Source organism: Amycolatopsis pithecellobii, from assembly GCF_009707865.1.
Classification (GTDB): Bacteria; Actinomycetota; Actinomycetes; order Mycobacteriales; family Pseudonocardiaceae; genus Amycolatopsis_E; species Amycolatopsis_E pithecellobii.
This window is the reverse complement of the sequence record NZ_WMBA01000003.1, coordinates 1-26,844: the sequence shown is the minus strand read 5'-3', so window position 1 is coordinate 26,844 and position 26,844 is coordinate 1. Positions and strand designations below refer to the sequence as shown.

Sequence of the window (26,844 nt, the reverse complement as noted above, 5' to 3'; positions counted from 1 at the left end):
TAAGGAAATGGTGACCAGCATGGCTATCGCATTCGTCACCGGGGCCGCTCGGCCACGGGGTATCGGTCGTGCCGTGGCGTTGCAGCTGGCGCGCAGCGGACACGACGTCGCGTGCCTGGATATCGCCCGTCCCTTGCCGGGCGGGGGCGGGCACGCCACAGCAACCGGAAGTGATCTCGACGAGGTCGTCGCGGAGATCAAGTCTCTGGGACGCCGCGCGCTGGCGCTGCGCGCCGACGTCTCCGATGAAGCGCAGGTCGAAGCCGCCGTGCAGACGGCAAGCGACGAGCTGGGACCGATCGGGCTCGTCGCCAACGTGGCGGGCGGCTCCGGATTCGGCTTCGGTATCGGCCCGCTCGTGAGCATCCCCGCCGACGAGTTCCGGCGGGTGCTCGAGGTCAACCTGATCGGGACCTGGCTGGTCTCGCGAGCCTGCGCCAACCGGATGATTTCCGCCGGGATCCGCGGGCGTATCTGCAACACCTCAAGTCAGGCTTCGAAAGCGGGCTTCGTGCACATGGGCGCGTACAGCGCCGCGAAGGCCGGCATCAACCTGCTCACCCAGGTGCTCGCGAAAGAGCTGGGGCCGCAAGGAATCTCGGTCAACGCCGTCTGTCCGGGGACGGTGGACACCGAGGCCACCCGCTTCGTCGCGCAGCACCTCACGGGCGGCCCGGAAGGAGTGCGCGAGTACATCGAACGCGAGATTCCCCTCAGGCGGATACAAACCCCTGAGGAGATCGCCTCCGCGATCGGCTGGCTGCTTTCCGAGGACGCGGCGGGCGTGACCGGTGAGGCCGTGAACGTCAGCGCCGGGCAAACGATGGTGTGACGCAGAGACACCCTTCGTCCACGAAATTAAGGACACTTCCATGGTCTCCAACAAAGACGTTGGATCAACTCGGTCTACCACCACTCAAGTCTCCCCGCAGCGGGCGAAAGCGGATCGGGTTCCGTTGCTCGTGGCGCTGCTGGTGAGCACGGCCGTCGCTTCCGATATTCAGAGCGTGTCGTTGTCTCCGATGGTGACGACCATAACCACCGACCTGTCGCTGAGCAGCAGCCAGGTCAGTTGGATATTGAACGCGTACCTGGTCGCGAGTGCGATCGGCGTCGGCCTTACCTCCCGGCTCGGAGACCTGATCGGGCACCGCAAGGTACTGCTGCCGATCCTCACGGTAGGTCTGCTCGGCGCCGTGATCGGGGCGTTCGCGAACGGTTTTCTCATGCTCGTGATCGCCCGGTGCCTGACGGGCTTGGCGATCGCCCCCGGACTGGGATGGGGTCTGCTGAGGGCCCGCGCGACCGCGAAACAGATCCAGTCGGCGGGGATGTCACTGGGGACGGCGATCGCGATCGCGACACCGCTCCTGCTCCTGCTCGGCGGGGTGCTGGTCACGCTCGGCGCGAACTGGCATGCCATCTTCTGGATCACTGCCGCCGCCTACGCCGCCATGTTCCTGCTCGCGCTGCCGGCGCCCGAGACGCCGGCAACCGTGCGTGCCCGGGTCAAGCTGGACTGGCCCGGCGCGATCGGACTCGGGATCTGGCTGGCCGCACTGCTGCTCGCGATCAGCGAGGGCGGTAGCGCGGGATGGGGGTCGCCCTACATCCTGACGTTGCTGGCCGTGTCCGTGGTCGTGTTCGCAGGCTGGCTGATCCAGCAGCGCCGGGCGCCGGCCCCCCTGATGGACTTCAGGAACATGGATGTGCGGCAGATGGTTTCCGGCTTCGTCGCCATTCTCGGCATGATCGCCGTGTCGTTCGGCCTCTACATCCTGGTACCGGTCATGCTGCAGGCACCGGTGGAGACCGGATACGGTCACCAGGCAGGCCTCTTGGCGTCCTCTCTGCCGCTGATCATGATGCTGCCCGGGTCACTCATCGCCGCGCCACTCGGCAAGGCTTTGCTGGTGCGGTGGGGCCCGCGGGTGCCGATGGTGGTCGGCGGGCTGGCGACCACGGTCGCGTTCCTCGGGCTGAGCCTTTTCCACGATGCACTGTGGCTGCCCTACCTGTGGGTGTTCATTTACGGGATCGGCGCCGTCACGTGTTACAACCTCGGCTGGTCGATGGTGGCCGCCGCCGCGCGAAAGGACAACACGTCCATCATGTTCGGCGTATCGAGCGCCGGGCAGGGCATCATCGCCTCGATAGTCAACGCCGTAATTCTGTCGGTCCTCAATCTGGGGTCGGGCACACTGCCAACCGCGTCGGTCATCGGCTGGCTGTTCGCCGGCGTCGCGATCGTCGCGCTGGTGTTCTTCGTCCTCTTCGGACTCTTCGTGGTCCCGAAGAAGCTCGAAGACCGGCACGCCGTCAGCTGAAACAAATCGAACACTTTGCCTGAACAGATCGGAAGACTCCATGGACAAAATCCAGCCAGAAACCCCCGTCATTGCCGATGGCATGCATATCGAATGGGACATCCCCATCGAAATGAGCGACGGAATCGTCTTGCGGGCCGATCTGTTCAGGCCGATCGGGGACGGCCGGTATCCGGTGATCCTGAGCATGGGACCTTATGGCAAAGGCTATCTCATCCAGGAAGGCTGGCCGTCCGCCTGGGAGCTGATGATCAAATACTATCCGGAGGTGGCCGAGGGATCGACCAACAAATACCAGAGCTGGGAAGTGGTCGATCCGGAGAAATGGGTACCGAAGGGCTATGCCTGTCTGCGCATCGACTCGCGCGGTTCCGGCCGGTCGCCGGGTTTCCTGGATTACTGGCAGCCTCGCGAGACCGAGGACGTCGCCGAATGCATCGAGTGGGCGGCGGTCCAGTCGTGGAGCACCGGCAACATCGGGATGAACGGCATCTCCTATTTCGCGGTCAATCAGTGGATGGTGGCCAAGCACAGCCCGCCGTCGCTGAAGGCATGCTGCATCTGGGAGGGTTTCTCCGACCTCTACCGCGAGGTCTGGTTCAACGGCGGAATCGCGAACGACTTCGGGCCGAACACCTTCGAGATGCAGGGCGCACGGCTGCAATATGGCCGTGGTGAGAACGGACCGCGCAATCCGGTAACGGGTCAGCTGGTCACCGGTGACGTCACTTTGTCCGAGGAAGAGCTCGCCGCCAACCGGTTCAATCCCAGTTCGTTGCAGCGTGACCATCCGTTCGACGACGAATACTATCGCGCGCGGACGGCCGATCTGTCGAAGATGACGGTGCCCTTCCTGAGCGCCGGAAACTGGGGCGGCCAGCCGCAGCACCCGCGCGGCAACGTGGAAGGTTTCGTGCGTGCACCGGCCGAGCAGAAATGGCTCGAGATGCACGGCTTCGAACATTGGACGAGCTTCTACACGGATGCCGGCATCGCTTTGCAGCAGCGGTTTTTCGACCACTTCCTCAAGGGTGCGGACAACGGCTGGGACAAAGAGCCCCGCGTGCAGCTCCACATCCGCCACCCGGGTGAGAAATTCGTGCTGCGGATGGAAAACGAATGGCCGATCGCGCGTACACAGTGGACGAAGTTCTACCTTGATCCCGACGGCATGGGCCTTTCGACGCAGGAGCCGTCCACGACGGAGGCGGTCAGCTTCGAGGCGCTGGGGGAAGGGCTGAACTTCACCACACCGCCGCTGGAAGAGCCACTGGAGATCACCGGCCAGGCCGCCGCGAAGATGGTGGTGTCGTCGACGACGACGGATGCCGATCTGTTCCTGGTCCTCCGGGTGTTCGATCCGCAGGGCAAGGAAGTGCTGTTCCGCGGTTCCATGGATCCCAAGACGCCGGTCGCGCAGGGCTGGCTGCGGGCCTCGATGCGCAAGCTCGATCCCGAACTCAGCACCCCCTACCGGCCACACCACACCATGGACGAGACACAGCCGCTCGAGCCCGGTGTGCCGGTCCCGCTGGACATCGAATTCCACCCGACGTCGATCGTGGTGCCGGTCGGCTATCGGCTCGTCTTCACCGTTCTCGGGCGCGATTTCGAGCATGGTGAGGAACAGAATTCCATGTCGAACGTCAAATTCTCGATGAAGGGGTGCGGCCCGTTCACGCATACGAACGAATTCTATCGTCCGAAGGAAATTTTCGGCGGTACGACGACGATTCATTTCGACGAGGGGTCGCGCCCTTACGTGCTGCTCCCCGTCATTCCGGCCGCATGAGGCGGTCGTCCCTCCGTCGAACTTCCTCGGTCCCGCTCATGGTGCTGGGTGGCGCACTGGTGGCATGCCAATCGCAGATCAACAGCCGGCTGGCCCATGGACTGGGCAGCGGCCTGCGGTCGGGTGCGCTGGCCGCGGTGATCAGTTTCGGCAGCGGATTGGTGCTGCTCAGCATCATCGTCACGCTGTCGCCGGCCGGACGCCGGGGCGCGCGCCAGTTGCGTGAAGGCCTGCGGACCCACCGGTTGCGGCCGGTCGAGCTCGTCGGTGGGCTGTGTGGCGCCTTCTTCGCAGCCTGTCAGGGCATCACCGTCGGCACGATCGGGGTGGCGCTGTTCATCGTCGCGTTCACGGCCGGACAGGCCGGGACCTCTCTTGCGGTCGACTATCTCGGCATCTCCCCGCACGGCAAGCAGGCGATCACCACGCCGCGGGTCGTCGCAGCGGCCTTTGCCGTGGTGGCGGTGTTCCTGACCGCCGCGGAACGTCTGGCGAGCGACGCAAGTCTGCTTGCCGCGTTCTTCACGGCACTGGCCCTGGTGGCCGGCAGCCTTTCCGCACTCCAGCAGGCGCTGAACGGCCGGGTTGCCGCCGCCGGCGGCCCGCTCGCCACCACCTGGAACAACTTCGTGGTCGGCTGCACCGCGTTGGCAGGATTCCTTGCGGTCAGTTTCATCGTGCATGGACGGATTGACGGACTCCCCCACACCTGGTGGCTCTATCTCGGCGGGCTGTGCGGGATGACCTTCATCTGGCTCGCCTCGTGGACGGTACGGATCCACGGGGTGCTCGTGCTCGGTCTGTGCACCATCGCGGGCCAGGTCATCACCGCCGAACTGATCGATGTCCTGGGCTCCGACTCGCACGTCGGCGTTCTCGGTGTCGTGGGCGGCGCGCTGACGATCGTCGGTGTCGTGATCGCGCTCCGCCTCCGGCCTCCGGACAAGCCGATTGAATTCACGACAGAACGTTCGATCGGGCTGGACGTACTTGACCGAACGAGCGGTCGGTGATTGTATGGCCATACTGAATCTGCGCCGACGACGTCTCAGTCTGATCAGGCGTCTCCGGTCTCGGAAAGGACCCTCGTGAAGCCCCTGTTGTCGTATGCCGCGTACCTGCCGGGCAACGTGCTCGAGCAGTCCACGCTTGCCGACGCGGTCGGCGGTCCCCCGGGGTCAGGGGGCCGCTCTGTCGCCGGCTACGACGAAGATGCGGTCACCATGGGTGTCGCCGCCGCCGGCCGGCTCACCGGCGTTCCGCGGGACGCTCCCCTGTTCTTCGCCACCGCGTCCCCACCGTTCATGGACAAGACCAATGCGACCGTCGTCCGTGCCGCGCTCGGCTGGGATGACGGGCGGCTGACCGTTGACGTTGCCGGGCTCCGCGGCGGTTTCGGCGCGCTGAGCGTGGCGGCGGCCATGGGCGGTATCGCCGTCATGGGCGACCATCGGAGCGGCCGTAGCGGTTCGGCGGACGAAGCCGACGGTGGTGACGCCGGAGCCGCTTTTGCCTTCGGTGACGGGCCGGACCCGGTGGCCACGGTGCTCGGTACTGCCTCGGTCTCGACCGAACTCATGGATGTGTGGCGCGCCCCGGGATCGGACTACGCCCAGGTGTGGGAGGAGCGCTTCTCCCAGCACGCCTTGTCCCGCGCGATTCACCGGGTGGTCTCCGAGGTCGGCAAGAGCAGCGGGGTTGTCGAGCCGCCGACCGTCACACTGGTGTCGACGCCGCAGCGCCGGTTCGCCCTTCGTAGCGCGAGTGCCATCGGCTCGAAGGACGAGTCCGGTGTGCTGGCGGCGCACCGGTCCCGCGTCGGGTACTGCGCAGCCGCCGACATCGGCGTCTTGCTGGCCCGTGCACTGGATTCGGCACGGTCGGGGGACACGATCCTGCTCGTCAACGCCGTCGGCAGTGTCGATGCGCTGCTGCTCAACGTCCTGCGAGACGGACCTGGCGACCGGCGATGGAGCGAGCAGCTGTCGGACCGGCGGTCGCTCAGCTACGTCGAGTTCCTCACCTGGAGTGGCCGGATCCAGCGCGAGCCGGCGCGCCGTCCGGACAAACCCGGGGTCGCCGCTCCCCCGGCAGCCCGCAACGCGGACTGGAAGTACGCCTTGACCGGCGGTCGTTGCACCGAGTGCGGCAAGGTCTATCTGCCGGCCCATCGCGTCTGCGGCGATTGCGGAGCAACCGACAGCCAGGTTCCCCATTCCGTCGCCGGTCGTCACGGCCGGATAGCGGCGATCAGCACTGACGCGGTCACGGACACGCCCGCGCCGCCCGCGGTCGCGGCCATGGTCGATTTCGAGGGGGGCGGGCGGTTGACGATGGAGATCGCCGACTCCAGCGGTGCCGGGACCGGGCTGGGAGATCTCGTCGAGCCGGTCTTCCGGCGCACCTACGAGGCCGCGGGCGTGCCCAACTACTTCTGGAAAGCACGTCGAGTGAATGGAGCCGCGCGATGAGCAAGGGTCTGCACGACAGGATCGCCGTCATCGGCATGGGCTGCACCAATTTCGGCGAGCTGTGGGACACCTCGGGCGACGATCTCGTGGTCGACGCGGCTCAGGCGGCATTGGCCTCGGTCCCCGGGCTGACGAAGGACGACATCGACGCCTACTGGTACTCGACGCTGGCGACCGGTCATGCGGGACTGCCGTTGGCCAAGGCGCTGAAGGTCGAGCGTCCGGTGACGCGGGTCGAGAACTTTTGCGCCAGCGGCTCGGACGCCTTCCGCAACGCGGCGTTCGCCGTGGCCGCCGGGGTTTACGACGTCGCGATGGCGGTCGGTGTCGAGAAGTTGAAGGACTCCGGATATTCCGGGCTGACCGTCGACAATCCGCCCAGCGACAACACGGTCCCCGAGGTCAGTGCCCCGGCCTCTTATGCGATGTTGCCCGATGCCTACAGCGATCACTATGCGGTCGACCCGGCGAAGTTGCGTCAGGCGATGACCCATATCGCGTGGAAGAACCACAGCAACGGGGCACGCAACAGCCGGGCTCAGTACACCTCTGTCGTGCCGAAGGAAACCATCGACAAGGCGCCCCGCGTCGCGGGGAATTTGAGCGTCTTCGACTGCTCGGGGGTCGCCGATGGCGGCGCCGCGGCGATCATCGTGCGCGCTGAGGATGCGTACAAGTACACCGACAAGCCGATGTTCCTCAAGGGAATGTCACTGCACGCCGGGTCCAGCGACGGCGCGGCCACCGCCGGCCGGCGTCACTCCAGTTTCCCCGAGGTTGCCGCCTGCGCGAAGGTCGCCTACAGCGAAGCGGGCGTGACCGATCCCGCCACGCAGATCTCGATGGCCGAGGTGCATGACTGCTTCACGCCCACGGAGCTGATCCTCATGGAGGATCTCGGGTTTTCCGAGCGAGGCAAGGCCTGGGAAGACATCCTGAACGGGCGTTACGATCTCGACGGGGACCTGCCGGTGAATCCCGATGGCGGACTCAAGTCGTTCGGCCATCCCGTGGGTGCCAGCGGGTTGCGGATGATGTTCGAGCTCTGGCTGCAGTTCCGTGGTGAGGCAGGCCCGCGGCAACTCGACAATCCGAGACTGGGACTCGCCCACAACATGGGTGGTCTCCCCGGGGAGTTCGTGAGCTTCATTGCGCTGTTCGGCCCGGAGCTGGATCGATGAGTGCTGAGATACGTGAGGTGCTCGTGGTGGGCGCCGGCCTGATGGGCAGCGGAATCGCCCAGGTCGCCGCACAGGGCGGGTTCCAGGTCACCCTCGTCGATACCGGGGAGGAAGTGCTCGCCCGCGGACTCGCCCGCATCGAGGACAGTCTGACCCGGTTGGTCCGTTCCGGTCGCCTCGGCGAGGTGGCCGCGGCGGATGCCCGAGCACGGATCGGGACGACGACCGACCTGGTGGAAGCGGCCCGGGGAGCCGACCTCGTCATCGAGGCGATCGTCGAAGATCTCGACGCCAAACAAGCCCTGTTCGCCAAGCTCGGCGACTCCTGCCGGCCCGATGTCGTGCTGGCCACCAACACCTCGCAGTTTCAGATCAGCAGGATCGCCGAGCCCTGTGAGCGACCGGAACGAGTCATCGGGGTTCACTTCTCGAACCCCCCACCGCTGATGACGCTCGTCGAAGTCATCCTCGGCGACCACACGAGCGAGGCGGCACTGGAGGTGACCAGGGAGTTCCTGGCGGCGTGCGATCGGGAGATCGTGTTGTGCCGCAAGGATGTCCCCGGTTTCATCTCGAACCGGCTCAGCACTGCCCTGTGCATGGAGGCGGCGCGCCTGGTCGATGAAGGCATCGCGACACCCGAGGATGTCGACAAGGTGGCCCGGCTCATGTACGGACACAAGATGGGACCGATCGCCACCCTCGACCTCGCGGGGCTCGACACCGCACTCAGAGTGTCCACCGCCCTCAGCGAGCACTACGGCGGAGACCGCTTCACCCCGCCGCCGATCTTGGCGCAGCTGGTCGAACAGAGTCGCTATGGCAACAAGTCGGGAGCCGGATTCTACGAAAACGGCTCTTCACAACTGGCGGTGTAGCTCAGCGGCGCTGTCCCCGGCCGGATCAGGCCACGGTGATGACCGTTCGCCCCGCGGCGTGGCCCGCTTCGCTGTAGGCGTGTGCGGCGGCCACGTCGGCCAGCGTGAACGTTTTCTCGACGGGAATGTGCAGGGCGCCCTTGGCATACAGCGCGGCGGCGCGGCGCAGTGCGGCGGCCTTGTCGCCGGGCTGGAAGGACACCTTGGCGCCCTGCTGGGTGGCGGTGAAGTCCGCAATGGACAGCACCCGCGACGGGTCGCCGGTGAGCGCGATGCAGTCCGCGATGACGCCCGAACCGGAGATGTCCAGGGCGGCGTCGATGCCGTCCGGCGCCAGCGCACGGACCCGGTCGGCGAATCCGTCGCCGTAGGTCGTCGGCACCGCGCCGAGGGCTCGGAGGTAGTCCTGGTTGGCGGCACTGGCCGTGCCGATGACGGTAATCCCCCGGTCGCCGGCGATCTGGATGACGGCGGTGCCCACTCCTCCCGAGGCGCCGCTGACGAACAGGGTCTGGCCTCGCTGGATGCCGACCTCGTCGAGGATGCGAAACGCCGTCTCCACCGGGATCGGATATCCGGCCGCTTCCTCGAAGGACAAGCCGTCCGGCATGCCGGCCCACGCCTCCAGCACGGCGTACTCGGCGAGGACTCCGGCGCCGAAGCCGAACACGGCGTCGCCGGCCTGGACGCCGGTCACGCCATCGCCCACCTCGTCGACGATGCCCGCCGCGTCGGATCCGGTGCCGGCGGGCATCGGCGGATCGAGCATCTCGCGTAGCTGCCCCGCACGGATCTTCCAGTCGATGCCGTTGACGCCCACCGCGCGGACCTTGATGCGGACCTGCCCGGCCTGCGGGTGCGGCTCATCGACGTCGAGGAGGGCGAGCACCTCCGGGGCGCCGTACCGCTCGAATCGGATCGCTTTCACGACATCCTTTCGTTGTGCGTCAACGAGGTCAGGTCCCGGTTCACGACCATGACCGCGTTCGGTGGGCGACCTCCGCGGCGTCCGGGGGCGCGGTCGGGTAGACATCGGCATCGAAGAACCGGCCGAAAGGCAGACTCGCCAGCGTCTCCGCGACCTCCTTCTCGTCGGCGGCGATCATCTCGATGAAGGTTGCCCGCCGGGCCGGGGAAACGTAGTGGGCGCCGATCTTCCCCTCCGCGCGCAGCACCTCCAGCTGCTTGTGCTCAGCATCTCGCAGCGCGGCGAATTCCGCGAGATCCGTATCGTCGCGGAGGATTCCGACCACCATGAACGTCTGTGCCGTGGCGGGATCCGGGTTCGTTGACATGTTCTTTCCTTTCGATAGTGGCAAGCGACGGCGGCTAGCCCTGAGATGATGTCTCGTGGTGACATCACTCTAGCGATGTCACATGGTGACGTCAACCGTGTTAGCGTGACGACACCATGAGACATCACTGGACGAGAGGCGAAGTCGATGAGTAGGCAGCAGCGCGCGCAGATCGACGCGATCATGCGCCGGCCACGGCCCGAGGCCCGGACCGTGGCGGAGATGCGGGCGGGGTTCGCGGCGAGCAGGGCGACGACGACCGTGCCGTCCGGGATCCGGACCACCGAGACAACGCTCGGCGGACGCCGGGCCCTGCTGGTCGAGCCTGCCGATCGGCAACGGCCGGGCACGATTTTGTACCTGCACGGTGGCGCCTGGGCACTCGGATCGCCGGAGACCTCGCTTGCCCTGACCGCGCACCTCGTGGTCCGGACCGGTATGCGGGCGCTCTCGCTGGACTACCGGCTCGCGCCCGAGAACCCGTTCCCGGCCGCGAACCACGACACGGTGGCCGCGTACCGGGCCCTGCTCGACAACGGCGAGAACCCGGCGGGAATCGCCGTCGTCGGCGACTCGGCCGGAGGCGGGCTGAGCGTCACGTCGCTGCTGGCGGCACGCGACGAAGGCCTGCCGATGCCGGCCGCCGTCGTCGCGTTTTCCGGGGGCTTCGACGCCACCCTCAGCGCGCCGAGCATGGATTCGAAGGCGGGCATCGATCCGCTGTTCACCCGCGAGAGCCTCGGCGCCGCGCTCCGGATGTATTGCGACGGCCAGGATCTGCGACAGCCGCTGTTGAGCCCCGCGATCTCCGCCGACTTCAGTGGGTTCCCCCCGATGCTGTTACAGGCCGGCACCAACGAGGTGCTGTTGGATGACTCGACCCGGCTGGCGAGCCGCGCGATCGGGGCGGGCGTGGACGTGATTCTCGATGTCACAGCGGACGTGCCGCACGCCTTCCAGAACTTCGCAGGCGTCTTGGACGAAGCCGGCCAGGCGCTGGATCTCGCGGCGTTCTTCCTCACCCGGCACGTCGTCGCCTGACGATCCGCCGGGGTTGCCACGGGTGGTCAGAACACCAGGAACCGGCCGCCGACGTCAGCGGCGAGGGCGGTCCTCAGCGTGGCGACGATGTCTTCGATGATCTGCGCCATCGTTGTGTCGTCGCCGGCGTCGAGCCAGCGCTCATATGCGGAGCGGACGAGGGCGCCGCCGACATCGGCGGCCAGATTGGCCGCGTCGGCATCGAAACCTCGCCGCAGCAGCGCCTCGGCGAAGGCGACCCTGGACGCCTCGTACTTGATCAGCTGACGCTCCATGAGCTCCGGATTGGCGGCGATGACGGCGTGACGCTGGCGATGCAAGTCACGGGGCCCCAGCGTGTCCCAGTCATAAGCTGCACTCGCCGACATGATCATCTGGAGGGGCATCAGGCTGCCGTCCGCGCGGGCGATCCCCTCGACCAGCGCCGTTTCGGGAAAGTCGGTCACCGAGGCCGAGAACAGAACTTCGCGCTTGTCCGAGAAATGCCGGAAGAACGTCCGCCTGGTCACCCCGGCACGTGCGGCGATCTCGTTGACGGTCGTTTTCTCGAATCCCTGCTCGGCGAAGAGCTCAAGAGCGGCCCGCTGCATGCGCTCCGTGCTGCCGGGTTCCCAGCGCGGCATGTCGTCAAGATACCCGGCCGGCGCAGCTGATGACACTCTGGTGACATCAGGCCCGCGGCCGGATGGCCGACAGGACGAGGTCGATCGCGCTACCCGTCACGGTTTGCAGCGTCCGGGACTTCTCCTGGTCGCGCACCCACCGGAAGATCACCCCCATGTAGACGTCGCTGAGGGTGCGTGCGGCCTCGGCGACGTCCACCCCCGGATCGACTTCTCCGCGTTTCTGGCCATCCCTGAGCAGGGGCGTCAAGTCCGTCAGGAGCTGTGACTCGTACCGGATGGGGCCGATCGCCGCGGTCCAGCCCAGCATCATCTGCCTGCTCAGCTCGGGCTCCGCCGCCACCATCCGGCTGATGAGCCGGAAGTAGGCGCGGACCCGTTCCGGTGCCTCGTCGTCCGCCGAGTCGGTGATCACTTCCACCGCGCGGTCGGCCATCCGCCGGGTCCACAGCATCGGGATATCGCCCTTGCTGGGGAAGTGGTTGAACGCGGTGCGGCGCGAGGTGCCTGCCCGCTCGGCGATGTCCGCCATCGTGGTGTCCTCGTAGCCACGCTCCACGAACAAGGCCGCCGCGGCCTCGTAAAGGAGGTCGCGGGTAGCCGGAGCGCGCCGGCCCGCTGCGCCCTGCTCTGTTGCGGTCACCGTCGCCCCCTTCCTGATGCTTGACACCACCTGCACCCGAGTGCAAGCATCCCTCGCATAGCCACTGTACTCGGGTGCAACGACTCGTCACAAGGGAGTGACCATGTCAAACATAACGTCCTCGATGCGGCCCAGTGACCTTGACCTCTACCAGCCGGAAGCGCTGCTCGATCCGTACCCGCACTACGCGAAACTGCGCGAGCTCGGACCGGCGGTCTTCGAGCCGGAGCGCGAAATCTGGCTGGTGCCCGGCTACGCCGAGGCGTCCGGTGTGCTGCGCAACCACAAGGAGTTCGTCTCCGGCGACGGCGTCACTTACGAGGGCGTCGGCGACCGGCTCGAACGGTATCCGCTGATCGAAAACGACCCGCCGGTGCACACCCGCATCCGCCGGGCGGTCCAGCCGGCGTTCACCAAGGGCCCGATCGAACAGCTGCGGCCCGGCGTCGAGTCCGCGGCGAAGTCGATCGCCGAGAAAGCAGCCGCGCTCGGTGAGATCGACGCCGTCCAGATGGTGGCCCAGCCGATGCCCGACCGGGCCATGGAACTGCTGACCGGGCTGACCCCACCGAGCCCTCAGAAGCTGGCCGACTGGAGCGACGCGGTCGTTCGCGCCCAAGAACCGGCGGCCAGCCCGCGCCACTCCGAGCTTCTCATCGAAGCACTGAACTGGCTGACCGAAGTGGGTGTCCCGGGCCTGCCTGCGCACTGCCTCGGCCGGCTGATCACGGAGTCCGGTGGCGCGAACGGGGGGCTCGAAGCCGACGGCCCGGAGCGGCTGATGACGCTCGCCTCGATCTGGCTGGCGGGTATCGACTCCACCGGCGCGATGCTGGGCAACGCCATCGACGCCTTCATCGAGCACCCCGATCAGTGGGAGCTGCTGCGTGCCCGTCCGGATCTGATCCCGAACGCGGTCGAGGAGCTGCTGCGCTTCGAGGCTCCGTTCCGGGTCTTCTACCGCCGCACGCGCACTGAGGCCGAGATCGGCGGGGTCAGGATCCCGGCCGGTGCCACGGTGTGCGCCATACTCGCCTCGGCGAACCGCGATCCCCGGCAGTTCCCCGACCCGGACCGGCTGGACGTGACCCGGGAGAACGCCCGCACACACCTGTCGTTCGGGACGTCGATCCACCTGTGCCTCGGCTCGCCGCTGGCGCGGCTGGAAGCCACGTCGATCCTGACTGAGCTCACCCGCCGGGTGCTGCGGTTCGAGCGCACCGGCGAACCCGTGCGCAGCGCCAGCCAGAGCATGCGCAAGTTCGATTCGTTGCCGGTGCGGCTGGTCCCGGCGTCGGGAGCGGCGTGATGAGCGGCTACTCGAAAGGACCCCACGACCTCGGCGGCGACTGCCACGCGTGGCTGCTGCCGCAGGGCGGCTGGGGCGAAAGCAACAGCGGGCTGGTGCGCGGCGCGGGGGTGTCACTCCTGGTGGACACGCTCTACGACCTCCCCCACACCGCGGAGATGCTCGAGGCATACCGCCCGCTGACCGCGAACCACCCGATCCGGACCCTGGTCAACACCCACTCCGACGGTGATCACTGGTTCGGCAACCAGCTGGTCGCCGGGCCCGGGGTGGAGATCGTCGCGTCGGAAGCGGCGACGGAGCTGATGACCCCGGCCGCGGTGTCCGAGATGGCGGCTCTGCACGACCGCGACGGCGAGGTCGGCGAGTTCATCCGCTCCGTCGGAGGCCGCTTCGACCTGTCCGGGATCACCGCCACCCCGCCCACCCGGACCTTCACCGGCGAGCTGGATCTCGACGTCGGCGGGCGGCAGGTGCGGCTCATTCAGGTGGGCCCGGCGCACACTCCCGGCGACGTGCTCGTCTATGTGCCGGACGCGAAGGTGGTCTATACCGGGGACATCCTCTTCATCGGCGGCGCCCCGCTGGTGTGGGCGGGGCCGGTCTCGCGGTGTATCGCCGCCTGCGAGCGGATTCTCGACCTCGAACTCACCGCCATCGTGCCCGGTCACGGCCCGCTCACCGACAAGGACGGCGTCCGGCAGGTCCGGGACTACCTCGCGTTCGTCGCGCTAGAGGCGACCAAGCGGTTCAAGGAAGGCCTCACCGTCGAGGAAGCCGTCGCGTCGATGGACCTCGGCCGGTTCGCGGCGATGTCCGAGCAGGGACGAATCGCGGCCAATGTGCTCAACGTTTACGAGGAACTCGACCCGAGCAGGCCTCGCTCGGACCGGCTCGAACAGTTCAGCCGGATCGCCGCTTTCGAACTCGGAGGGACCGCATGAAGATCGCCCGTATCGGGATCGGCGACGCCACCAGGGTGGGCATCGTCGACGGTGACCGGGTCCAGCCGCTCGCCGCGGAGACCGACCTGTCCGAGCTGCTCGCCGCGATCCCGGCACAACGCGCGGAGCTCGTCGAACGGACCAAGGACGGCGAGCCACGCCCACTGTCCGAGGTGCGGCTGCTCGCGCCCGTGCAGCCGAGGACGCTGCGGGACTTTCTCACGTTCGAGGAGCACCTGGAAGGAAGCCTCAAGGTGATGGGCGCGGCGGCGCCCCATCCCGCCTGGTACGACCAGCCCCTGTTCTACTTCACCAACACCAACGCAGTGCTCGGCCCGGACGATCCGGTCGCGGTGCCGCCGGGGAGCCGGAAGCTGGATTTCGAGCTCGAGCTGGCCGCCGTCATCGGGAAGCCGGGAAAGGACCTGAGTCCCGAGCAGGCGGCCGAGCACATCGCCGGGTACACGCTTTTCAACGACTGGTCCGCGCGGGATCTCCAGGCCATCGCGGCCCCGGTCGGCATGGGAGCGGTGAAGGGCAAGGACTTCGCCAACACCCTCGGGCCGTGGATCGTCACCGCCGACGAACTGGCGCCCTACCGTCGCGACGACCGGCTGGCGCTGGACATGCACGCGGAGATCAACGGCGTCGCGCTACCCGCCGGCGGGGACACCTCGGCCAACATGGCGTGGTCCTTCGAGGAGATGGTCGCGTTCGCCTCGCGGGGCGCCGAGCTGCTACCCGGCGACGTGCTCGCCTCGGGGACCTGTGGTGCCGGCTGTCTGCTCGAGTACTGGGGCCGGACCGGCACCGAGGAGCCCCCGCCGCTACGGCCGGGTGACGTCGTGACGCTGGTCGTCGAGGGCATCGGTTCGGTGTCGAACCGGATCGTGGCCGGGGCCGGGCCGGTGGCCGTGCCGAAGGCCCGGGTGGGACAGCGCCGGCGACCGCGCCCGTGGAGCACCACATGATCAACGATGTCTGGGCACCGACGGCCAAGGCGACGATCACCGAGTTCGCCCGGGCCGTTGGCCGGCCGGCCGCCTCCTATGAGGAGCTGTGGCGGTGGTCGGTCGCGGAGACCGCGGAGTTCTGGAGCGCCGTGGCCGGGTTCTGCGAAATGGCGTGGGACACGCCGCCCGATGCGGTCACCGATGGTGCGCCCATGCCGGAAACTCGCTGGTTCCCGGGCGGACGCCTCAACTACGCCGCCCAGGTCTTCCGGACCCCGCGCACCGGCGCGGCTGTCGTGGGCCATGACGAAACCGGGATCAGCCAGACCCTGACCTGGGTGGAGTTGGAGGCGCAGGTGGCCGGCCTCGCCGCCACCCTCGCCGGGCTGGGGGTCCGGGCAGGCGATCGGGTGGTGGGATATCTGCCCGATCGCCCCGAGGCGATCGTGGCGTTCCTGGCCACGGCGAGCCTGGGGGCGGTGTGGGCCGGCTGCGGCACCGACCTCGCGGGGGACGCCGCCATCGCCCGCCTCGCCCAGCTCGCGCCGGCCGTGCTCGTCGCCGCCTCGGGCCATCACCATCGAGGGCACTGGATCGACCGCACCGGCGATGTGGTTGCTCTGCGCGAGGGATTGCCGGATCTGCGGGCGACCGTGCTCGTCGGCGACGGTCATCTGACGGACGGAATCGCGTGGGCGCAGGCCGTGTCGTTGCCCGCAGGTCGGGTGGCGCCGGTTCCGGTGCCCGCGGAGCATCCGTTGTGGGTGCTGTTCACCTCGGGTACGACCGGCCCGCCGAAGGGCATCGTGCATGGTCACGCCGGGGTCGTCATCGAGCATCTCAAGACCCTGAGCCTGCATCTGGACCTTGAGGCAGGTGATCAGTTCTTCTGGTATACGACGCTGAACTGGATGATGTGGAACATCCGCGCGGGTGGGCTGCTCCGCGGAGCCACCGTGCACTGCTTCGACGGGGCTCCGGTCGCGGGCGCCCTCTGGCAGGTCGCCGAGCGTGGCCGGGTGACCCACTTCGGAATCAGCCCCGGCTATCTGAGCGCGTCCCGCGATGCGGGGCTGCATCCGGCCGAAGACTTCGACCTCGCGGCCCTGCGCGTGGTCGGGTGCACGGGATCCGTGCTGACCGCCCCGTTGCACCGGTGGGTGGCCGGGGAACTCGGGCCGGAGGTCCTGGTCGGTTCCACCACCGGCGGGACGGACGTGGTCAGCGGGTTCGCCGGCTCCGTGCCCACGGTGCCGATCCGGGCCGGGGAAATCGCCGTCCGCTGTCTGGGGGTGGATTTCCACGCCTGGTCGCCGGAACGGGAGCCGCTGATCGACGAGGTGGGTGAGCTGGTCGTCACCTCGCCGATGCCGTCGATGCCGCTCGGCTTCCGGGACGACCCGGACGGCAGCCGCTATCGCGGCGCTTACTTCGAGGAGTTCCCCGCAGTGTGGCGGCACGGCGACTGGGTCACCGTGACCGGCCGTGGATCGGTGATCGTGCACGGCCGCTCCGACGCCACCCTCAACCGGCACGGCATCCGCATGGGCAGCGCCGACATCTGCCAGGCAGCCGAAGATCTGCCCGAGATCAGTGAGGCGCTGGTGGTCGGTATCGAGGAACCCGACGGCGGCTACTGGATGCCGATGTTCGTCACCCTCACCGGCGGACGGCACCTCGACGAGGAGCTCGCCACCGCGGTCCGGGCCGCGGTGCGTGACCGGGTCTCGCCGCGACATGTCCCCGACGAGGTGATCCAGGCACCGGGAATTCCGCACACCCGCACGGGCAAGAAGCTCGAGGTCCCGGTCAAGAACATCCTGCGGGGCTTCACCGGGGCGGTGGGGAAGGACGCCGTCGACCGGCCCGAACTCCTGGAGTTCTACCGGCGGACCGGCGAGGACCGTCGCCGAACGAGATGAGGAAAGCCATGCCCACCACCGAGACCTTCGAACTGGTCGTGCTCGGCAAGGAGACCGTGGCCGACGACGTCGTCCGGCTCACCCTGGGCCGCCCTGACCGTGGCGAGCTCCCGGTGTGGCAGCCCGGCGCGCACCTCGATCTGCACCTGGGCGAGCCTCCCGTGATCAGGCAGTACTCGCTGTGCTCGTCCCCCACCCGGCGCGACCACTACCAGGTGGCGGTGCTTCGTGAGCCGGACAGCCGCGGCGGATCTGCGTATGTCCACAATAGACTGTCACGCGGGGATACCCTCCAGGTGAGCTTGCCGCGCAACAACTTCGGGCAGATCGGGGCGAAGCGCTACGTGTTCGTGGCGGGTGGTATCGGCATCACCCCGATACTCCCGATGATCGAGGCCGCCCAGCGGGCGGGTGCGGACTGGACACTGCTCTACGGCGGGCGCACCGCCGCGTCGATGGCGTTCACGACAGAACTCCTGGCGGCCGGGCAACAGCGGGTGTGCCTGCGCCCGCAGGACGAGTACGGCCTGCTCGACCTGGCGGGCCTGCTCGCCGAGCCCACCCCGGACACCGCCGTCTACTGTTGCGGCCCCGAACCACTGCTGAGGGCCGTGGAGGCGCACTGTGCCTCCTGGCCGGCGGGGTCACTCCAGGTGGAGAGGTTCTCCCCGGCGGACGAGACGCTCGACGGCCCGACCACCGAGTTCGACGTGGAATTCGCCCAGTCCGGCGTGACGCTCACGATCCCGGCCGACCGGTCGATCATCGAGATCGCGGACGAGGCGGGGATCCCGGTGATCTACAACTGCGAAGAAGGCACCTGCGGGGTTTGCGAGACGCCCGTCCTCGACGGCGAGCCGGACCACCGCGACTCGGTACTGACCGAGCAGGAACGCCAGTCGGGCTCTTGCATGATGATCTGCGTGTCACGTGCGCGCTCGGCCCGGCTGGTCCTCGATGCGTAGGAATCCCTTGTCCGCACAACGAATGAAGGAGCCCGTCATGGTCAGCAAGATCCCGCCCGCCGAGCGCGAGGCCCTGCTCGCGTCACCCCTCATCGGTGTGCTGAGCGTGGCCGCCGAACCCGGCCGCGCCCCGCTCACCACCCCGATCTGGCACCGCTACACCCCCGGTGGCGAGGTCACCGTGGAAACCTCGCCGAACACTCGTAAGTTCAAGCTGATCGAAGCCGCCGGCCGGTTCGCGCTGTGCGTGCAGGACCGGGCCACCATCCGGTACGTGACCGTCGAGGGCCCGGTCACCGGCATGCACCCGATCACCGAAGAGGAACGGCTGGCGATGGCGCGGAACTACCTGCCGGAGGAAGCCGCGATCGCGTATCTCAAGGCCACCCCGCGGCAAAGCGCCAACATCGTCATCACCATGCGCCCGGAACGCTGGAACACCGCCGACTACAGCGATGTGGTGAGCGGGGAACCTTCCTGATCCCGGCGGACCGGCACCACGAAAAGAGGTATCGATGCGAGCTGTCGCCTGCGACGATTTCGGTGGTCCCGAGCAACTTCGTGTGCGCGAGTTGGATCGGCCTCCACTCGGCCCCAACAATGTTCTCGTCCGGCTCGCGTACGCCGGGGTCAATCCCGGCGACTCGCGGATCCGGCAGGGGCAGTTCGTGCCGCGGGGCCGGCACATCTTCCCCCTCGTGCTCGGGCTCGAGGGAGCAGGGACTGTCGAGGAGATCGGCATCTCCGGCTCCCCGTTCGAGCTGGGGCAAGCCGTGTACGGCTTCTTCATGCACGATTACGTGGGCGACGGGACGTATGCGGAATTCGCACCGGTGCGCTCGCGGAACCTGATCCCGGTCCCGGACGGTGTTTCACTGCGCGATGCGGCGGCCGTCGCGTGTGCCGGCACGACGGCTTTGGTCCTGGTCGACGAGCTGCTCGGGGTCGGTCCGGGTGACACCGTCGTGGTCCTCGGCGCGGCAGGCGGGGTCGGTCACTTCGCTGTCCAGCTCGCTGTCGCGGCGGGTGCCCGCGTCATCGGCGTCGCGCGTTCGTCCAATCACGACTTCGTGCGCGAGCTGGGAGCACACGAGGTGGTCGACTATGGGAGGGACGACCTGCCGGCCGTGATCGGCAAGCTCGCCCCGGACGGCGTGGATTCCGCCGTCGACCCGGTCGGCGGAGCGGCCCAGGAGTCGCTGGCCGGCATCGTGCGCCAGGGCGGGCGGATCGCCTCATGCGTGCACCCGGCGAGAAGCACGGTGTTCGGCGAGCGTGACCAGGCCCTGCTGTACCGGTTCCTGGAGGCCACCCCGGATCGCCTGGCCCGGTTGAACGAGCATGTCACCGCCGGCCGCGTCCGCCCGCGGATCACCGGCGAATACACGCTGGCGGATGCCGCCAAGGCCCACGCCGCAATCGACGCGGGCAACAACCGGGGCAAGATCGTTCTTCGAATCGGCTGAGGCAAGATCTCCACCGGCGAGATCCGCAAGAACGAATTGCACGAATTGGAATGGGCGTGAGCCGCCAAAGGGAGGGTGCGGCTCACCCCTCCAATGCGGTCGAAAGGGAAAGTAGCCTTACCGGCGTGGTACACGACAACGATCTGGCGGATTTCCTCCGGGCTCGGCGGCGCTCGCTGGCCCCGGAGGAGGCCGGCCTGGATCCAGGTGGTGACCGGCGGGTGGCCGGGCTCCGCAGGGAGGAGGTCGCGGAGTTGGCGGGGGTCAGCGCCGACTACTACCGGCGGCTGGAGCAGGGGCGTGAGCGGCACCCTTCCCACCAGGTCCTGGTGTCGTTGGCACGTGCGCTCCAGCTCGACGACCACGCGTCCCGGCACCTGTTCGAAATCGTCATGCCGGCCACGCATTTCGCGCGGACCTGCAGCCCACGGGAAGTCAGCGACGGGGTTCGTCTGCTGATTGAGCATTCCCTGCGCGTTCCGGCGTCGGTGGTCGGCCCGGCCTCCGATGTATTGGCGATCAACCGCCTCGCGGCCGCGCTCTACAGTCCGTTCGCCCGGGTCGACAACCTGGCCATGATGGTTTTCCTCGATTCCGCGGCCCGCGATTTCTATACCGACTGGGAGACGGTCGCGCGAACCTCGGTTGCCAGCCTGCGCGCCGCCTCGACTCAGTTCCCGCGTGAGCCGCGCATCGCGGAGGTGATCGGCGAGCTGAGCTTGGAGTCGAAATGCTTCGCCGGCTTGTGGGCTGAGCACGAAGTCCGTCCCCGCGTCGAAGACGAGAAGGTGTTTCGCCACCCCGTGGCCGGGGAGCTGCGCGTCAAATTCGAGGCATTGTCGATTTCGGGCGCCCCGGGACAGCGCATTTATGTCTATACGCCGCTCCCCGATACGCCCGGCGCGCAAGCGCTCACCGAGCTTGCCGAGGGCTGTGCTCCGGCAGGCTGATTCGACGCCCTCCGGACCTCAAACGCTCCGCACGTCCCCCGCGGTCGCGCGTCAGTTCAACCCTGCCCACATTGCTTTCTCACCCGTCCGTCAAGGGAGACCGACACGATGAGCGACAAGGTGACCAAACCTCAATTCATGGCCTGGCTGACCGCTTTCGCGGGATGGACTTTCGACTATTACGAAATCTCGTTGATGACCTTCCTGGTCGTCCCCATCGCCGCGGAGTTCCATCTCTCGCCCGGTCAGACAGCGTTCCTGCTGTCGATGCAGCTGCTCGGAATCGCCGTCGGCGGGGTCATCTTCGGGTATCTGGGTGACCGCATCGGACGCCGGCGGGTCCTCATGATCACCATCGCCCTGTTCGGCATCTTCACCCTCGCTCGCGCGTTCACACCCGGCTACTACACCCTGCTCGCCTTCGGTGTCATCGCCGCGATCGGCCTCGGCGGGGAGTTCGGGGTCGGACAGTCGCTGGTGAGTGAGGTGATGCCGACCGGAAAGCGCGGCTGGTGGGGCGCCGCGCTCTACAGCGGGGCCGGGATCGGCCTGGCCGGCTCTGCACTGGTCGGCGGATACCTGCTGCCCGTGGTCGGGTGGCGCTGGGTCTTTGCCATCTCGTGCTTCCCGATCGCACTGGCGATCATCGCCCGATTCGCGGTTCCGGAGTCGGACAAGTGGGCGCGACACACGGACGGAAGCAAGCAGGGCCGCGTCGCGAAAACCGACTGGGCCCTGGTGCGGTCGCCGAAGTTCCTCAAACCGCTCCTGCTGTGCCTGTTCGCCTGCGCCATCTCGTTCTTCGGGTTCTACGGCGTGGCCGCATTCCTGCCGACCTACCTGATCAAGGTCCAGGGGTTCAGCTTCAGCAAGGCCGCGTGGTTCACCGTCGTCGTCGGAATGTCGATCTCCATCGGCTCGATCACCTGCGGGTGGCTGGCGGATCGGCTCGGCCGCAGGCTGACGTGGTCTTTGATGGCCTCCTTCGCCACCGTGGGAAGTGTCCTGCTCGGGCTGGTCTTCACAGCCCGGATCACCAGCGCTTGGAGCCTCGTCCCGGTCTTCGTCATGTACTTCGGCACCAGTGGTGCCGCCGCATTCGGGATCGTCTTCTCCGAACAGTTCCCCACCAGGGTGCGTTCGCTCGGTGTCGGGACGGCGCTGCAGATCGGACGCGGCCTGTCGTTCTTCCCACCCCTGATCGCCGCCGCGATCTACCCGGTCTACGGGTATTCGCCGCTCGTGTTCGGCGCGGCGGTGCTGTTCGGGATCCTCGCCGTCGTCGGGTTGGCCTTCAAGGAGGGTCGCGGGCGTTCCATCGACGACATCGAAGCCGACTTCGCGCCCACGCCGCCGCGCACGACCGCCATCACCGAGGAGTCACGCCATGTCTGAACCGGAGAACCTGTATCGAGGCTTCGTCCCGCCGTCCCACACGGAGGAAATCGCCGCGGGCGTCTTCGCGACGATCCAGCCGGACGGAAGCTGGGGACTCAGCAATGCGGGGTTCGTCCGTGACGGCCGCGAGGTCGGTGTCATCGACACGCTGCTGACGGAAGATCGCACCCGGCAGTTTCAAGAAGAAATCCGGCGACTTGCCGGGAACACGCGCACTCGCTACCTCGTCAACACTCATCATCACAACGACCACACCTTCGGCAACTACCTGTTCGACGAGGCAGCGATCATCGGTCATACCGAGTGCCGTGACGAGGTGCTGGCGACCGGTCTGGCCCCGATCGGGCGTGATCCCTTCGTCCCCTGGGGCGACATCCAGGTCCGAGCCCCCGACATCACGTTCGAAGACCGGCTGCGGCTACACCTGGGCTCGACCCGGCTCGACCTCATCCATGTCGGCCCCGCGCACACTCGCAACGACGTCATCGTCTGGCTGCCCGAGTCCCGGACGCTCTTCGCCGGTGACGTCCTTTTCCAGTGTGCCACCCCGATCATCACCGACGGCTCGGTCACCGGGTCGGTGGCCGCGCTGGATCTGATCGCCTCGCTGCAGCCCGAGGTCATCGTCCCCGGACACGGTGAGCTCACCGACGTGTCCGAAGTCAAGAAGTGGCGTTCGTACTTCGCGTTCCTCTCCGAAGCGGCGGCACAGGCACATGCGGCCGGTATTTCCCCCTTGGCAGCCGCACAGGAGCTCGACCTCGGCGAGTTCGGCGCCTGGCAGCACCCCGAGCGCGTGGTACTGAACCTGCACCGGGCGATGGCCGAAGCCGGCGGCACGCCGCCGGGAGAGCGGTTGGACAGCCGCGAGATCTTCGCCGACATGCTGCGCTTCGATCCGCGGGCCTATGGCCACAAACTCATCCATGGACGGGAGTCCTATGTCGACCAACCCTGACTACTTCTCCGCGTTCTCCCGGGCAAAGTTGCGCCGCGAGGACGGCATTATCGAAGTCACCCTGCATACCGACGGCGGACCACTTCAGTGGAAGACGGCGGCGCATCGCGAGTACGAGCGGCTGTTCCATGCGATCGCCAAGGACCGCGACAACCGGGTCGTGATCCTGACCGGATGCGGTCCGGATTTTTCCGGTCCCGAGGCCTCCACCGTGGGAAGCAACCATCTCGGTAAGCGCACCTTCGACGAGTGGGACGAGTTTCGCAGCGGTGGCAAGGACTTGCTGATGAACCTGCTCGACATCGAGGTCCCGATCGTCGCGGCGGTCAACGGGCCGGCACGTCGTCACGCCGAGATCCCGCTGCTGTCCGACATCGTGCTCGCCTCCGAAACCGCGCTGTTCCAGGACTCGGCCCACTTCGTCAACGACGTCGTCCCCGGCGACGGCATGCACGTGATCATGCCCCTGCTGCTCGGCCTCAACCGCGGTCGCCATTTTCTCTACACCGGTCGCGAAATCCACGCCCATGAAGCACACGCCTTGGGGCTCGTCGCCGAGGTGCTACCACAAGACCAGGTGCTCGAACGTGCGTGGGCGGTCGCCCGCGAGCTGGCCAAGCACCGTGACGTCGTACTGAAAAACACCCGCCTGGCGGTCACCCAGCTGCTGAAGATCCAACTGCTCGACGTCCTCGAATATGGACTGAACCTCGAGGCACTGGCCGCCATCAGCGCACAGGAAAGTGAATTGCGATGACCATTCCAGACCCTTCCGCACAGGTACCGAGCGACGATCGGATCCTCATCCGGGGCGGATGCGTCCTCTCGATGGATTCGTCCGTCGGCGATTTCCCGAACGCGGATATCCTCGTCGAGAACGGCGTCATCACCGAAATCGCCCCGTCGATTCACGCTGACGCCCGTGTGGTGGACGCCGGCGACACCATCATCTTTCCCGGCTTCTGTGACCCGCACATTCACTCGTGGGAGGGCGCACTCGCGCGATTGATTCCCCACAACACGACCACCACGGAAGAGGACTCGGGCCTGGCCTACGCCGATGAGCGCTCGCACCTGACCCGCAGCTACTTCAACGTCCTGCATCACCGATTCGCCCCGCTCTACGAGCCCGAAGACACCTATATCGGGACCCTGTTCACAATGCTCACCGCGATCAACGGTGGCATCACGACGGTGTGCGACAACATGCACAACACGCGGAACATCGATCATTCGATCGCCTCGATCCAGGCTCTCGCCGACTCCGGCATCCGGGGCGTGCATGCGTACGGACGCCCCAGGGTCGGGGACTACGACCGCAATTTCCTTGCGAACGCACGGAAGTTGCGAGCGGACTACTTCTCGTCGGACGACCAGCTCACGACCATGCGGATGTACGCGCTCGGCCGCGACACTCTTGACGAGATTCGCGAGATCCTGGCGGTTCGTCGTGAACTCGACCTGTGGGTCACCTTCGACAGCGGCCTGGAAACCCAGCCGCTTGCGGAGCTCTATTCGAGTGGCGAATTCGATGGACGGGAGACACTGAATCACGCCTGTTTCCTGTCTGCAGATCAAAGAAAACTCATGCGCGACGGCGGCACACGCGTCAACGTCTGCCCGCGGATCGAGACCCAGTTCAGGCGGGGATACGTGCCGTATCCGGAGTGGACCGAACTGGGCGTCCACCCCGGCCTGAGCAATGACAACCCGGCTACCTACGCGGTCGACATGTTCGCCGAGATGCACACCCTGTACAACCAGTGCCGGGCCCAGCGGCACCGGGAAGGCGTCACCCCGGAAATCACGCTTCGCGAAACCCTTGCCGCAGCCACCATCCGAGGCGCCGACAATTGCGGCCTCGGCGACGTCACGGGCTCGCTGAGCCCCGGAAAAGCCGCCGATCTCGTCATCGTCGACACGAACAGCCCGCTCCTGTCGCCGATCAACAATGCCTACGCCACCGTGGTCCAGGCCGCCCACGCCGGCGCGATCCGCGACGTCATGATCGGTGGTCGATTCGTCAAGTGGCAGGGAAGCCTGAACCTCGACTTCCCGGCGCTCAAAGATCGCGTGCTGGCTTCCCAGTCGCGCCTGCTCGAACGCGCCGGCTGGCCACTCGACGCAATCGACTTCACAGACTGACGGTCTCAAGCCGGAACGGAGTCGAAGCGGCCTTTGAGGGCGGCCCGCAGCTCTTGGGTCGGTGTTCCGGCCGCGAGGCCGCCGCCGAGTTCGGCGAAGAAGCCCTCCAGCCCGGCGGGCGTGACCAGGATCAGCGCGCGGGCGTCGGCGCTCGCGGTGAAGCCGTGCCGGGTACCGCGCGGGACGTACACCCAGCTTCCGGGCGCCACCTCGACCTCCTCCGTGCCGATCGTGAAGGTGAACAGACCCTCGAGCACCTGGATGCACTCCTCGCGCTCGCGGTGGATGTGCGGAGGCGGGCAAGCGACGTTCCCCCGAAAGTCGATCAGCTCGAAGGCGCCGCCGGTCTGGGCACCACTCACCGCCACCCGTCCGATCATGGGAAGCTCCCGGCCCTCGTCGGGGCCCATCACGAGTGGCTGCGCGGGCCGCATGTGCTGCTCGGTCATCGGCGTTCCTTTCCAGCTCGTTGGTGACACGCCACTGCTATCCTGTCAGTGATATGTCTTCGTGGCACACGAGTGACATTAAGCCGAAACGGGAACGAGGTCAATGGCGATGGGTCGGGACAGTCAGAAGCGCCGGACGCGCAAGGCACTCGTCGAGGCGGCCGGCCGGCTGATCGCCGAGGGGCGCCGCCCGTCGGTCGCCGAGGTCGCCGACGCCGCCGACATCTCCCGGCGCACCGCCTACCGGTACTTCCCCAGCGCGGAACAGCTATCCGTGGAGGCCGCGCTGGAGGCCACCCGGCAGAACATGGAACTGTCCATCGAGGCGGGCCCGATCGACGAGCCGGTGTCCGACCGCGTCGCCCGCCTCGTCGACGCCCTGTCCCAGATGACCTTGGACAACGAGATGCTGTTACGGCAGATGATCCGCTTCACCATCGACCGCGACGCGATCGAGCCAGGGGTGCCGCCGCGGCCGAGCCGGCGCCTGGAGTACGTCGAACGCGCGCTGACCCCACTGCAGGGGACGCTGGATCAGGACGAACTCGACCGGTTGACCCACGCCCTCACCGTCGTCATCGGCATCGAGTCGACGATCGTACTGCGCGACATCTGCGGACTCGACTCCGCGGAGATCCTCCGCGTCCAGCAATGGGCGGCCCAGGCGCTGGTCACGGCCGCGGGCGGCGGCGCGCGCCGCCGGAAAATCCCATAAATGGCACCGGTGAAGTGCTTTTCCTGTCCGGGTACTGCTTCTGTGATCGACTTCGGGTCGCTTAGGCTGACTCCCTGGAATCCGGGAGTGATCATGGGCAGCGTCGAGCTCGACACCGCGGACACCGTCGAGTTTTCCGCGGTGGACCCGGTTTTCGTCGACCCGTCCGGGCGGCGGCGGAAGGTGTTGCGCAGGGTCGTCGCCGGGGCGTGTGCTCTGGTCGGGCTGTATGTGGCGGTGCTTACCGCGGCACTGCTCGGCGCACCCATCCCGTCTTCGGCTCTGCTGCCGCTGCCCGCCGGGAACACGCCCGCGCCGGAGCAGGCCCGCCCGGCGGACCCCAGCGTCACCGCGGGCGCACGGGCTTCCGCCCCTGGTCCTGCGCCGGAAGGCGGAACCGCGCCCGCTGAGAACGGATC

Annotated in this window: 26 protein-coding genes and 1 pseudogene; 22 read left to right on the top strand and 5 right to left on the bottom strand. The window is 67.4% G+C overall.

Features of this window, described 5'->3' with window-relative positions; translation table 11 throughout:
• Window positions 1-19 precede the first annotated feature (19 nt).
• From GKO32_RS02775 to GKO32_RS02745, 7 genes are all read left to right on the top strand, one after another.
• Window positions 20-832, top strand: coding sequence for an SDR family NAD(P)-dependent oxidoreductase (locus GKO32_RS02775; protein ID WP_166459339.1), 813 nt, complete (start codon window positions 20-22; stop codon window positions 830-832).
• Window positions 833-872: 40 nt separating this feature from the next.
• The gene (locus GKO32_RS02770) at window positions 873-2,327 is read left to right on the top strand and encodes an MFS transporter (RefSeq protein WP_154755164.1); all 1,455 of its coding nucleotides are present in this window, start codon (window positions 873-875) and stop codon (window positions 2,325-2,327) included.
• Window positions 2,328-2,367: 40 nt separating this feature from the next.
• Window positions 2,368-4,119, top strand: coding sequence for a CocE/NonD family hydrolase (locus GKO32_RS02765; RefSeq protein ID WP_154755163.1), 1,752 nt, complete (start codon window positions 2,368-2,370; stop codon window positions 4,117-4,119).
• Window positions 4,116-5,132, top strand: coding sequence for a DMT family transporter (locus GKO32_RS02760; protein WP_154755162.1), 1,017 nt, complete (start codon window positions 4,116-4,118; stop codon window positions 5,130-5,132). Before GKO32_RS02765 ends, GKO32_RS02760 begins: the two co-directional genes overlap by 4 nt.
• 75 nt (window positions 5,133-5,207) lie before the next feature.
• Window positions 5,208-6,590 (top strand): zinc ribbon domain-containing protein, encoded by a 1,383-nt coding sequence (locus tag GKO32_RS02755; RefSeq protein ID WP_154755161.1) that lies wholly within the window; start codon window positions 5,208-5,210, stop codon window positions 6,588-6,590.
• Window positions 6,587-7,771: an acetyl-CoA acetyltransferase gene (locus GKO32_RS02750; protein ID WP_154755160.1), complete on the top strand. Its 1,185-nt coding sequence runs from the start codon at window positions 6,587-6,589 to the stop codon at window positions 7,769-7,771. Before GKO32_RS02755 ends, GKO32_RS02750 begins: the two co-directional genes overlap by 4 nt.
• Complete coding sequence (locus tag GKO32_RS02745; protein WP_154755159.1) at window positions 7,768-8,649, top strand: 3-hydroxyacyl-CoA dehydrogenase family protein; 882 nt, start codon at window positions 7,768-7,770, stop codon at window positions 8,647-8,649. The genes GKO32_RS02750 and GKO32_RS02745 overlap by 4 nt, the downstream gene beginning before the upstream one ends.
• Window positions 8,650-8,674: 25 nt before the next feature.
• Here GKO32_RS02745 and GKO32_RS02740 read toward each other — a convergent pair whose 3' ends face one another.
• Complete coding sequence (locus GKO32_RS02740; protein WP_312867452.1) at window positions 8,675-9,577, bottom strand: NADP-dependent oxidoreductase; 903 nt, start codon at window positions 9,575-9,577, stop codon at window positions 8,675-8,677.
• A gap of 40 nt (window positions 9,578-9,617) precedes the next feature.
• Window positions 9,618-9,944 (bottom strand): muconolactone Delta-isomerase family protein, encoded by a 327-nt coding sequence (locus GKO32_RS02735; RefSeq protein WP_154755157.1) that lies wholly within the window; start codon window positions 9,942-9,944, stop codon window positions 9,618-9,620.
• Between the two features lie 147 nt (window positions 9,945-10,091).
• Here GKO32_RS02735 and GKO32_RS02730 point away from each other — a divergent pair, with 147 nt between their 5' ends.
• A complete protein-coding gene (locus tag GKO32_RS02730; RefSeq protein WP_154755156.1) occupies window positions 10,092-10,985 on the top strand; it encodes an alpha/beta hydrolase in 894 nt (297 codons plus the stop codon).
• Window positions 10,986-11,011: 26 nt separating this feature from the next.
• Here the strand turns inward: GKO32_RS02730 and GKO32_RS02725 are convergent, their stop codons facing one another.
• Window positions 11,012-11,608 carry a TetR family transcriptional regulator gene (locus GKO32_RS02725; RefSeq protein WP_154755155.1) on the bottom strand — a complete coding sequence of 199 codons (597 nt, stop codon included), beginning with the start codon at window positions 11,606-11,608 and terminating at the stop codon, window positions 11,012-11,014.
• A 46-nt stretch (window positions 11,609-11,654) separates the two neighbouring features.
• The gene (locus tag GKO32_RS02720) at window positions 11,655-12,251 is read right to left on the bottom strand and encodes a TetR/AcrR family transcriptional regulator (protein WP_312867451.1); all 597 of its coding nucleotides are present in this window, start codon (window positions 12,249-12,251) and stop codon (window positions 11,655-11,657) included.
• Window positions 12,252-12,354: 103 nt separating this feature from the next.
• Here GKO32_RS02720 and GKO32_RS02715 point away from each other — a divergent pair, with 103 nt between their 5' ends.
• The 12 genes from GKO32_RS02715 (at window position 12,355) to GKO32_RS02660 (ending at window position 25,261) form a co-directional block, all read left to right on the top strand.
• Window positions 12,355-13,560: a cytochrome P450 gene (locus GKO32_RS02715; RefSeq protein WP_246243092.1), complete on the top strand. Its 1,206-nt coding sequence runs from the start codon at window positions 12,355-12,357 to the stop codon at window positions 13,558-13,560.
• Window positions 13,560-14,504, top strand: coding sequence for an MBL fold metallo-hydrolase (locus GKO32_RS02710; RefSeq protein ID WP_154755154.1), 945 nt, complete (start codon window positions 13,560-13,562; stop codon window positions 14,502-14,504). Before GKO32_RS02715 ends, GKO32_RS02710 begins: the two co-directional genes overlap by 1 nt.
• Window positions 14,501-15,475, top strand: coding sequence for a fumarylacetoacetate hydrolase family protein (locus GKO32_RS02705; protein WP_154755153.1), 975 nt, complete (start codon window positions 14,501-14,503; stop codon window positions 15,473-15,475). Before GKO32_RS02710 ends, GKO32_RS02705 begins: the two co-directional genes overlap by 4 nt.
• Window positions 15,472-17,379 carry an acetoacetate--CoA ligase gene (locus tag GKO32_RS02700; protein ID WP_154755152.1) on the top strand — a complete coding sequence of 636 codons (1,908 nt, stop codon included), beginning with the start codon at window positions 15,472-15,474 and terminating at the stop codon, window positions 17,377-17,379. Before GKO32_RS02705 ends, GKO32_RS02700 begins: the two co-directional genes overlap by 4 nt.
• An 8-nt stretch (window positions 17,380-17,387) precedes the next feature.
• A complete protein-coding gene (locus GKO32_RS02695; RefSeq protein ID WP_154755151.1) occupies window positions 17,388-18,344 on the top strand; it encodes a PDR/VanB family oxidoreductase in 957 nt (318 codons plus the stop codon).
• Between the two features lie 37 nt (window positions 18,345-18,381).
• A complete protein-coding gene (locus GKO32_RS02690) occupies window positions 18,382-18,825 on the top strand; it encodes a pyridoxamine 5'-phosphate oxidase family protein (RefSeq protein WP_154755150.1) in 444 nt (147 codons plus the stop codon).
• A 34-nt stretch (window positions 18,826-18,859) separates the two neighbouring features.
• Window positions 18,860-19,810 (top strand): NADP-dependent oxidoreductase, encoded by a 951-nt coding sequence (locus GKO32_RS02685; protein WP_154755149.1) that lies wholly within the window; start codon window positions 18,860-18,862, stop codon window positions 19,808-19,810.
• Window positions 19,811-19,935: 125 nt separating this feature from the next.
• On the top strand, window positions 19,936-20,760 hold the full coding sequence (locus tag GKO32_RS02680; protein WP_208024248.1) for a helix-turn-helix transcriptional regulator: 825 nt from the start codon (window positions 19,936-19,938) through the stop codon (window positions 20,758-20,760).
• A 108-nt stretch (window positions 20,761-20,868) separates the two neighbouring features.
• On the top strand, window positions 20,869-22,155 hold the full coding sequence (locus tag GKO32_RS02675; RefSeq protein WP_154755147.1) for an MFS transporter: 1,287 nt from the start codon (window positions 20,869-20,871) through the stop codon (window positions 22,153-22,155).
• A complete protein-coding gene (locus GKO32_RS02670; RefSeq protein ID WP_154755146.1) occupies window positions 22,148-23,116 on the top strand; it encodes an MBL fold metallo-hydrolase in 969 nt (322 codons plus the stop codon). The genes GKO32_RS02675 and GKO32_RS02670 overlap by 8 nt, the downstream gene beginning before the upstream one ends.
• Window positions 23,100-23,873, top strand: coding sequence for an enoyl-CoA hydratase/isomerase family protein (locus GKO32_RS02665; RefSeq protein WP_154755145.1), 774 nt, complete (start codon window positions 23,100-23,102; stop codon window positions 23,871-23,873). The genes GKO32_RS02670 and GKO32_RS02665 overlap by 17 nt, the downstream gene beginning before the upstream one ends.
• Window positions 23,870-25,261, top strand: a complete 1,392-nt coding sequence (locus GKO32_RS02660) for an amidohydrolase family protein (protein ID WP_154755144.1) — start codon at window positions 23,870-23,872, stop codon at window positions 25,259-25,261. The genes GKO32_RS02665 and GKO32_RS02660 overlap by 4 nt, the downstream gene beginning before the upstream one ends.
• Before the next feature lie 5 nt (window positions 25,262-25,266).
• Here GKO32_RS02660 and GKO32_RS02655 read toward each other — a convergent pair whose 3' ends face one another.
• Window positions 25,267-25,710: a cupin domain-containing protein gene (locus GKO32_RS02655; RefSeq protein ID WP_154755143.1), complete on the bottom strand. Its 444-nt coding sequence runs from the start codon at window positions 25,708-25,710 to the stop codon at window positions 25,267-25,269.
• A gap of 109 nt (window positions 25,711-25,819) precedes the next feature.
• On the opposite strand from GKO32_RS02655, the gene GKO32_RS02650 reads away from it, so the two are divergent.
• A complete protein-coding gene (locus tag GKO32_RS02650) occupies window positions 25,820-26,425 on the top strand; it encodes a TetR/AcrR family transcriptional regulator (RefSeq protein ID WP_166459337.1) in 606 nt (201 codons plus the stop codon).
• Between the two features lie 93 nt (window positions 26,426-26,518).
• Window positions 26,519-26,844, top strand: a pseudogene (locus tag GKO32_RS02645) (hypothetical protein); the annotation flags it as partial.